Below are 6,970 nucleotides of genomic sequence, written 5' to 3' on the forward strand. Positions count from 1 at the left end.
AGTAGACGCGGCATGTAAGGGAGTATTTTCCATAGATCAATGGAATAGTAGAATGGTTGAGGAAGTCGCGCAAGCGAGCGGAGGTTCGACAGGCAGCCGAATGGAGTTGACTGACCAAGTCGGTCAGTTATATGTTTACCGTCGTGGCCCGCACGATCCCGGCAGATCGGTTTCCGGCCGTCATCGCTGCCTCGGCGCGGGTGTTCATCACTCACGGTTACCAGCGCACCCAGATGCAGGACGTAGCCGACGCACTCGCCCTGGCCAAGGGCACGCTGTACGGCTACGCCCAGGGCAAGGCGGCGCTGTTCGCGGCGGCTGTGCGGTATGGCGACTCCCATGAACCGGCGCCGCCACCGTCGGATCTTCCAGTGGCCGCGCCTGACGACGGCGAGATTGCCGCGTTGGTCTCGCAGCGACTTGCCGACGAGGTCGCCGACATGAGGTTGACGCAGGCGTTGCAACAAGCATCGCCCGCCACAGCGACACCAGCACACGGGCGAGCAGAACCTGCGGGCATCGTCACCGATCTTTACCGTCGCCTTGCCCGGCACCGGATCGCGCTCAAACTTGTCGACCGCTGCGCCCCAGAGCTACCCGACCTTGCTGAGGTTTGGTTCGGCACCGGGCGCGACGCCCAAGTGGATGCGTTCCAGTTATATCTGTTGAGCCGGGAGAGTCCCGGCCAGCTGAGCCTGCCCGGGCCAGCGCCGATGGTGGCCCGGACCATCGTCGAGCTCTGTGCAATGTGGGCGATACCCCGTCACTTCGACCCGGCGCCAGGGCCGCCGTCCATCGCCCGGCCCGGACTGACCGATGACGATGTGGTGGCCCAGACCCTCGCCGAGTTTGTCGTTCGAGCCACTACCGGACCTTCCGTTGAAGACTAGCCGCTCGATTCCGAGGTACCTGTCGAGGCAGGCCGCCGGGCCGCGCGGCGCGTTCGGTCGACTACTGGGACTGATTTGGCGAACGGAAACCGCCGGCGTCAACCGCATAGCTATCGAACTTCTGGAGCCAGCGCCCGGCGAGCGAATCTGCGAAATCGGCTTCGGCCCCGGCCGAACCCTTGGCCTACTCGCCGCTGCCGGTGCCGAAGTGATCGGCGTAGAAGTCTCCGAGACCATGATCGCAATCGCCGCCCGGCGCAACGCGAAATCCATTGCATCCGGCGATATCTCGGTCTATCACGGCAACGGAATAACCTTGCCGATTGCCGACGACAGCATTGACAAGGCCCTCAGCGTGTACAACTTCTACTTCTGGCCGAACCCCAGCGTCACCCTGTATGACATCGCTAGAGCACTGCGGCCCGGGGGCCGCCTCGTCCTTACATCCATAACCGATGACCGGCCGCTCCCCGCGCGTTTCGACCCGTCGATCTACCGCGTGCCCACCACCGACGACACCGCGGCATGGCTTACCGCCGCCGGCTTCGGCGACGTCCGTATCGAGCGCAGGTCGGACCATCCGTCGATCGTGTGGTTCACCGCGACGGCGACGTGACTACTGCGCCGATGACGGCGAGCGCGTCGAGAACCTCTGCCGACCGCGGGGTGGCGGACGGGTCGGCGATCCACTGGATCATCAAGCCGTCGATGACTGCCATCAGTACCGAGACGATGGTCGGCAAACTCTCGGGCGGCTCAATGTCGGTGCCCGCGAGGGCAGCGCTGACGAGCTCGACCGAATGTTGCCGTACGTCGGCATATCCGGCGGCGAGGCGTTCCCGTAGGGCATCTGAGCGCAGCGCTGGCGCGTATGCCTCGACACACGCGTAGACCGCGGGCCGAATCTGCTCGAAGGAATCCACGGTGGCTTCCAACACTGCCTGAATCTGCCCAAAGGGACTGGTAGCCGCTGACCGATCGAAAGCCTCCTGAACCCGCTGGTTCCAGGTTGCGAAGCAACGGCCCAGTGCATCGTCGAGCAGCGCGTCCTTGCTGCCGAAGTGGTAGTTGATCGAGGCGACGTTTACCCCTGCGACACGCGCGATGTCGCGCGAGCTGGTGTTGCCATAACCGCGTTCCCGTAGGCAAACGAGGGCGCCATCCAGCAGCTTGTCGCGGTTGGTACGTGGCTGTTGCATGAATGAATCCTATCGTGATAAACAATTGTTTACATCAAACATTTGTTTATCGGGAGAGCGATTGTGGCAACCGAGGTTGTTCGCTTCGGCGAGGCAGTACGGTGACGGCGGCGTTGCCACCCGGGCCCCGGCTACCCCGTTATGTGCAAAGCGTGCTGTATCTGAAGTTTCGGGAACGATTCCTGCCGGCGATGCACCGCAAGTACGGAGACGTGTTCTCGTTACAGGTGCCCCCCTATGCCGACAACCTGGTGGTCTATACCCGCCCCGAACACATCAGGGAGATCTTCGCGGCCGATCCGAAGTTGCTCCACGGGGGCGAGGGCAACCAGATCCTGGGTCTCGTCATGGGCGAGCACTCGGTGCTGACGACCGACGAAGCCGAGCATGCTCGAATGCGCTCGCTGCTGATGCCTGCATTCACCCGGGCCGCGCTGCATGGATACCGCGACATGATCGCTTCAGTTGCCCGTGAGCACATCACGCAATGGCCGATCGATGCCAGCATCAACAGCCTTGACTGCATGAACGCGCTTACCCTCGACGTCATTCTGCGGGTCGTTTTCGGCGTCACCGATCCAATTGTCAAGGCCGAGTTGACCAGTCGCCTGCAGGACATCATCAACATCCATCCCGCGATCTTCGCTGGCCTTCGGTACCCGTGGCTTAAACGCGTGAACCCGTGGAAGCGCTTCTTCGACGGCCAGCGCAAAATCGACACCATCCTCTACCGCGAAATCGCCTTCCGCCGCAATGCTTCCGACCTCGACACCCGCACAGACGTGTTGTCCCGACTTCTGCAGACCAAGGACGCCTCCACAGCGCCGTTGACCGATACCGAACTCCGCGACCAACTCATCACCCTGCTACTGGCCGGCCATGAAACAACCGCCGCGGCCCTGTCCTGGACGCTATGGGAACTTGCTCAAGAGCCCGACATCCAAGACCAGGTCGCAGCTGCGGCCGTCGGCGGTGATGACGCCTTCCTGGAGGCGGTCCTCAAAGAGGGCATGCGTCGGCATACGGTAATCGCCTCTACCGCAAGGAAAGTCACCGCGCCAACACAGATCGGTGGCTGGAGATTGCCAACTGGGACGGTGGTCAACACGTCGATCCTATTGGCCCATGCCAACGCGGCATCACACCCAGACCCGACAGAGTTTCGTCCCGGCCGGTTTCTCGACGGCAGCGTGGCGCCCAACACCTGGCTCCCATTTGGTGGAGGCGTGCGCCGCTGCCTCGGCTTCGGATTCGCGCTCACCGAGGGCGTAGTCATCCTGCAAGAGATCTTTCGGCGATTCACCGTCAGTGCGGCGGGACCCCAGAAGGGCGAGACACCCTTGGTACGAAACATCACCACCGTCCCCAAACATGGTGCACGCCTGCGGCTTACCCCGCAGCGCAGCCTGGTCTAGTTGGGTTTGGTCGCGGTGACACGCCATAGCCGCCGCGGGAGATCACCTTCTTCGAAAGCGTGCACGTCGTCGAGTATCCAGCCAGCAGCCAGTCTCTCCACTAATTCGTGGTCGAAGAAGTGCACCGCAAACCCGCCGCACTCGAAGATGTCGTCACCGTGGCAATGCCCGATGCCGTAGTGCGCATCGCCGGTGTGGCGGACGGTATAGATGAACTTTCCGCCCGCCTTCAACACCCGACCGACCTCGTCGACGATCGCATGAATTTCCTTGGTGGACAGGGCCATACACAACGCCATGTGCGCAAAAACGGCGTCGATGGAGCCGGGCGCCAGCGGCAGCGGGTTGCGCATGTCATGCACGGTTGCTTCCACCCGCGCGGCCACGCCTTGGGCCTGGGCCACTCGGCCTATCTGCGCGGCCGCCACGTCGCTGAAATCGGTGGCTACCACCGTGAAGCCCCGATGAGCGAAAAACAGGGTGTCGCGGCCATGCCCTGCCGCCAACTCCAATATCCGCCCGACGCCCGCCGCCGCAAACACGTCGGCCGCGTAGTGCGCCGGCTCTGACGGGCCAGACCCGTACATTTTCGGATGCACCCGGTAGGTGTCCTGCCAGTGTTCGCGCTGCGCTGCGGCTAGCTCCGACCGTCCGTCGGACAACAGGTGCCTTCCCTTCTCGCCCGCGGATTGCTCGCGGATTGCTCGGCGGCCGGCCGGCCGGCCGCCAGGCTTATTCCAATTATTCTATGGAATTATAGATTAATGGACCATAGGGATCCGCACCAGGAGAGCGACATGAAACGGTCACTCATAGTCGGATACGGCATGGTCTGCGACTTGGTCTTCCTGGCGGCGCATTCCTTTACGCCGCGCCCTCGTCAACCGGCAGTCCGGCCAAACGCCATTCGAGCATTCCGTTGTCGAGTCGTTTCACTCCCCGTCCCGCCTTGCGAGCGATACGGACGGCGTCGGGCGCCATTACGCAGTCGGCGCCCCGGCAATAGGCGACGATGTCGCGGTCGGCCGGGAGTTCGGCGAGCCGTTCGGCAAGCTCGGCTAACGGGATGTTGATCGCGCCCGGGATATGACCCGCCTGGTATTCCTCGTGCGGACGCACATCGACGAGCGTGACTTCGCCCGCCTCGCGCCGGCGCAGCAGTTCCTCGCTCGTGATCGCATCTTCTGGGGAGCCAAGCACGTCCGCCGCCGCAATCGCCACGTCGGCCAGATGTTCGTCGGCGACGGTTTGCACCAGCGCAAACAGCCTTGCCACGTCTTCCCCTGCAAGGCGGTAATACTGCCGGGTCCCGTCACGGCGAGCCTTGACCAGCCCGCCACTCTTTAGCGCCTGCAGATTCGCCGACGCCGTAGTCAGGTTCATCCCCGTCGCGGTCGCGATAGCCTCGACCGTGCGCTCGCCCTGGGCAAGCAAGTCGAGGATCTGCAACCGCCGCCCGTTACCGAGCGCCTTGCCTACCCGAGCGATCTGCTCCAATAGTGCCGCTTTGCGATCGGGTTGCCCGCTCATCTCGCTTCTCCAATATTCATTGGAATGTAATTCCACTGTTCGTTGGAACTACATAATACGCGGCGGATGGTGAACCCATGAACACGAGGCTAGAGATGGCTTGGGCGACGGCACCCACCGACAGCCGACGGTCGACCCCGCAACATGCGGCGGACCGCTACGGCAAAGCGGCAGCTAAGGGCGGCGCGAACCCAGCCGGAATAGCCGCCACCCGGCCTGCTGCCAGCGAACAACATCCAAGCAATTGCGGCCGTCGACGATGACGCGGGCCCGCACCCGGTCGGCCAAGTCGTCGGGGTCGAGGTCGACGAATTCTCGCCATTCGGTAAGCACGAGCACCGCATCCGCACGCTCGCAGGCCTCTGCGACCGACACCGCGTAGTTCAGCGTGGGGAATAGGCGATTGGCGTTCTCTAGGGCTTTCGGGTCGTACACGTTAACCGCGGCGCCGTTGAGCTGCAGCTGGCCCGCAACATTGAGCGCAGGAGAGTCTCGTACATCATCGGATTCGGGTTTAAAGGCCGCACCCAGCACTGCGATGTTGGCGCCTAGCAGCGAACCGCCGCATGCGGCTGTGGCCAGTTCGACCATCCGGGTGCGCCGGCGCATGTTGATGCTGTCGACTTCACGCAGGAACGTCAGCGCCTGATCGGCTCCCAGTTCACCGGCGCGGGCCATGAACGCGCGGATGTCCTTGGGTAGGCAGCCGCCACCGAAACCCAAACCCGCGTTGAGACATTGGCGTCCGATTCGAGTGTCGTAACCGAGCGCGTCGGCCAGCAGGCTAACATCGGCACCCGCCGCCTCGCATACCTCCGAAACCGCGTTTATGAATGAGATCTTGGTCGCCAGAAAGGCATTCGCGGACACCTTCACCAACTCCGCGGTCTGCAGGTCAGTCACAAGGAACGGCACACCCGAGTCCAGCAGCGGACCGTACAGTTCACGCACGGCCGCCTCGGCGCGAACCGAATCATCTTGCACCCCAAGCACAATGCGATCGGGATTCAGGGTGTCGCGCACCGCGAAGCCCTCGCGCAGGAACTCCGGATTCCAGGCAACTTCGACCTCGATTCCGCGGGGCGCTAACGCGTTGGCTCGGCGCCCCAACTCTGCTGCCGTCCCTACCGGGACCGTTGACTTGCCTACGAGGACCGATGCCCTGGTCAGACGCGGCACCAGCGCATCGATGACGGCGTGCACGTGGCGCAGATCAGCCCCATATTCGCCCTTCTTTTGCGGCGTGCCAACTCCAAGGAAATGCACATCGGCGAATTCAGCCGCCATGTCGTAGTCGGTGGTGAACCGCAATCGTCCCGCTGCGAGGTTGTCAGTCAACAGCTTTCGTAACCCGGGCTCATAGAAGGGGATATCACCCCCCGCGAGCTTGGCTACCTTACCCGGATCGATATCGACCCCGACGACCTCGTGTCCCAGCTCTGCCATGCCGACGGCGTGGGTGGCACCCAGGTAGCCGGTGCCAAATACGGTGCATCGCATACCACCGTGTGTAGGTGGCTGCGATGAGCGAACTGCATCGCGACGCTGAACAGCAGGTGACGGCTACTCGGCGAATTTAGAGGCCGGGGATCCCGGGGATGTTGAACCCACCGCGACCGCCGCCGCCCCTACCGCCTGGGAACTTTCCGCCGCCGGGGAACTTGCCGATGTCGGGAGGCTTGCCGCCACCGGGGAACTTGCCGATGCCAGGAGGCTTGCCGCCACCGCGACCCCCGCCCCTACCGGGGGGGTCAAACGGCAACTGAGGACCGATGATCGGGGGCGCCGGTATCGGAACGGGAACCGGAATGGGCGCCGGCCCGGGGGCGGGTGCAGCAGGCGCCGGAACAGGTATCGGTGCGGGAGCCTCCGGCACCGGGACAGGAGCCTGGGGCACCGGGACGGGAGCCTGGGGCACCGGCGCCGGGGCCTGGGG

Annotated in this window: 8 protein-coding genes; 3 read left to right on the forward strand and 5 right to left on the reverse strand. The window is 63.7% G+C overall.

What is annotated here, in order from left to right; translation table 11 throughout:
• Window positions 1–143: 143 nt before the first annotated feature.
• Both MSIMFI_RS03680 and MSIMFI_RS03685 read left to right on the forward strand, forming a co-directional pair.
• On the forward strand, window positions 144–890 hold the full coding sequence (locus tag MSIMFI_RS03680; RefSeq protein WP_191496176.1) for a helix-turn-helix domain-containing protein: 747 nt from the start codon (window positions 144–146) through the stop codon (window positions 888–890).
• Window positions 880–1,506, forward strand: a complete 627-nt coding sequence (locus MSIMFI_RS03685; RefSeq protein WP_224770059.1) for a class I SAM-dependent methyltransferase — start codon at window positions 880–882, stop codon at window positions 1,504–1,506. Before MSIMFI_RS03680 ends, MSIMFI_RS03685 begins: the two co-directional genes overlap by 11 nt.
• On the opposite strand, the gene MSIMFI_RS03690 is transcribed toward MSIMFI_RS03685, so the two are convergent.
• Window positions 1,487–2,089 (reverse strand): TetR/AcrR family transcriptional regulator, encoded by a 603-nt coding sequence (locus MSIMFI_RS03690; RefSeq protein ID WP_191496177.1) that lies wholly within the window; start codon window positions 2,087–2,089, stop codon window positions 1,487–1,489. The genes MSIMFI_RS03685 and MSIMFI_RS03690 overlap by 20 nt on opposite strands.
• Window positions 2,090–2,190: 101 nt before the next feature.
• Between MSIMFI_RS03690 and MSIMFI_RS03695 the strand changes: the two genes are divergently transcribed.
• The gene (locus MSIMFI_RS03695) at window positions 2,191–3,504 is read left to right on the forward strand and encodes a cytochrome P450 (RefSeq protein WP_224770060.1); all 1,314 of its coding nucleotides are present in this window, start codon (window positions 2,191–2,193) and stop codon (window positions 3,502–3,504) included.
• Here the strand turns inward: MSIMFI_RS03695 and MSIMFI_RS03700 are convergent.
• From MSIMFI_RS03700 to MSIMFI_RS03715, 4 genes are all read right to left on the reverse strand, one after another.
• Entirely contained in the window at window positions 3,501–4,166 is a 666-nt protein-coding gene (locus tag MSIMFI_RS03700; RefSeq protein ID WP_224770061.1) for a class I SAM-dependent methyltransferase, read from the reverse strand. The genes MSIMFI_RS03695 and MSIMFI_RS03700 overlap by 4 nt on opposite strands.
• 202 nt (window positions 4,167–4,368) lie before the next feature.
• Window positions 4,369–5,034: an Rv0324 family HTH-type transcriptional regulator gene (locus MSIMFI_RS03705; protein ID WP_191496179.1), complete on the reverse strand. Its 666-nt coding sequence runs from the start codon at window positions 5,032–5,034 to the stop codon at window positions 4,369–4,371.
• Between the two features lie 174 nt (window positions 5,035–5,208).
• On the reverse strand, window positions 5,209–6,534 hold the full coding sequence (locus MSIMFI_RS03710; protein ID WP_186241331.1) for a UDP-glucose dehydrogenase family protein: 1,326 nt from the start codon (window positions 6,532–6,534) through the stop codon (window positions 5,209–5,211).
• A 76-nt stretch (window positions 6,535–6,610) separates the two neighbouring features.
• On the reverse strand, window positions 6,611–6,970 hold a 360-nt coding region (locus MSIMFI_RS03715; protein ID WP_224770062.1), incomplete at its 5' end, for a hypothetical protein.

It is taken from the genome of Mycobacterium simulans (genome assembly GCF_900232995.1).
Lineage (GTDB): Bacteria > Actinomycetota > Actinomycetes > Mycobacteriales > Mycobacteriaceae > Mycobacterium > Mycobacterium simulans.